This window comes from Mesorhizobium sp. M2A.F.Ca.ET.037.01.1.1, assembly GCF_003998075.1.
Taxonomy (GTDB): Bacteria; Pseudomonadota; Alphaproteobacteria; order Rhizobiales; family Rhizobiaceae; genus Mesorhizobium.
Genome location: NZ_RZSA01001309.1, coordinates 1 through 1,465 on the forward strand (window position 1 = coordinate 1; position 1,465 = coordinate 1,465).

1 protein-coding gene and 1 pseudogene are annotated in these 1,465 nt (G+C 62.1%); one reads left to right on the forward strand and one right to left on the reverse strand.

The window, feature by feature from the left end:
• A partial coding sequence (locus EOA27_RS36230; protein ID WP_281059517.1) for a 5'-3' exonuclease H3TH domain-containing protein occupies positions 1-772 on the reverse strand: 772 nt, incomplete at its 3' end.
• Between the two features lie 425 nt (positions 773-1,197).
• Here EOA27_RS36230 and EOA27_RS36235 point away from each other — a divergent pair.
• Positions 1,198-1,465 (forward strand): annotated as a pseudogene (locus tag EOA27_RS36235) (hypothetical protein); the annotation flags it as partial.

Here is a 1,465-nt window from a genome sequence, read left to right on the forward strand (position 1 = left end):
GCGGCACATCGTTCTTCAGCGTCACCAGCTGACGCGAGATGCGGGCCTTGTCGGCATTGGCGATGATGGTCTCGCGCCGCTTGTCCTGCTTGATCTCGGAGGCACGCGCCAGCAGCCCATCAAGGTCGCCGAACTGTTCCAGGAGCTGCGCCGCGGTCTTCGGGCCGATGCCGGGCACGCCCGGAACGTTGTCGACCGAGTCGCCGGTGAGCGCCTGCAGGTCGATCATCTTTTCCGGCGGCACACCCCATTTCTCGATCACTTCGGGAATGCCGATCTGGCGGTCCTTCATCGGGTCGTACATGCCGACCGTCGGGCCGACCAGCTGCATCAGGTCCTTGTCGGAGGAAATGATGGTGGTGTCGGCGTCGACCTCGCAGGCCAGCCGGCAATAGGTTGCGATGATGTCGTCGGCCTCGAAACCCTCCATCTCGATGCAGGGCAGGTTGAAGGCCACCGTCGCCTGGCGGATCAGCCCGAATTGCGGGATCAGGTCTTCCGGCGGCGCCGAGCGGTTCGCCTTGTATTCCGGGTAGAGATCGCTGCGGAACGTCTTCGAGGAATAGTCGAAAATGACGGCGAAATGCGTCGGCACGATGCCCACATTGGTGTTGCGGGCGTCCTGCATCAGCTTCCAAACCATGTTGCAGAAGCCAAGCACGGCGCTGGTCGGCAGGCCGTCGGATTTGCGGTTGAGCGGCGGCAGCGCGTGGTAGGCGCGGAAAATGTAGCCGGAGCCGTCGACGAGGAAGAGGTGGTCGCCTTTTTTCATGCCGGCAGGGATAGCGCGGCCAGCCTTCGCGGTCCATGCCAAAGGCTGCGGAACCCACCGGTTCGGGCAACACCCCTGACAGATGCTGTCCGGCCGGAAATTGGGCGCTCACGGGCATGTTACAAAAGTGTAATTTTCATGCCCTTGAATCGCCACGTTCACAGACCCAAATACACGTCATCGGCAGTTTTCGCCGAAGTCCGGAGCAAGGCCCGTCCCCCGCCTATCCCGGGCAAACTGCGGCAGCCTATCCCCCCTCTCCGGGCTGCCGCATCGTTTCGAGTAAAGACCGCCGTGGTTTCCCCTCCACCACGGCGGTCTTCTTTTATGTTGCGGCAGCGATTGACCGGGTTGGTCCAACAATCACGGCTTTTCGTTTTCGGCGTGGCCCCTTAGGGTCTGGCCAAAATCGAAAGGCTAAAAGCATGTCAAGAATCTCCCCCGTCCTTGAGCGTCTCGATCAGAATCTCGACCAGAGCCTGGAGCGGCTGTTCGGTCTGCTCGGCATCAAGTCGATCTCCACCGATCCGGCCTTCGCCGCCGACTGCCGCAAAGGGGCGGAATGGCTGGTCGCCGAACTCAAGCTGATCGGCTTCGACGCGAGTGTGCGCGACACGCCCGGACATCCGATGGTGGTGGCGCATCACGAGGGGCCGGCAGGTGCGCCGCATGTGCTTTTCTATGGCCACTACC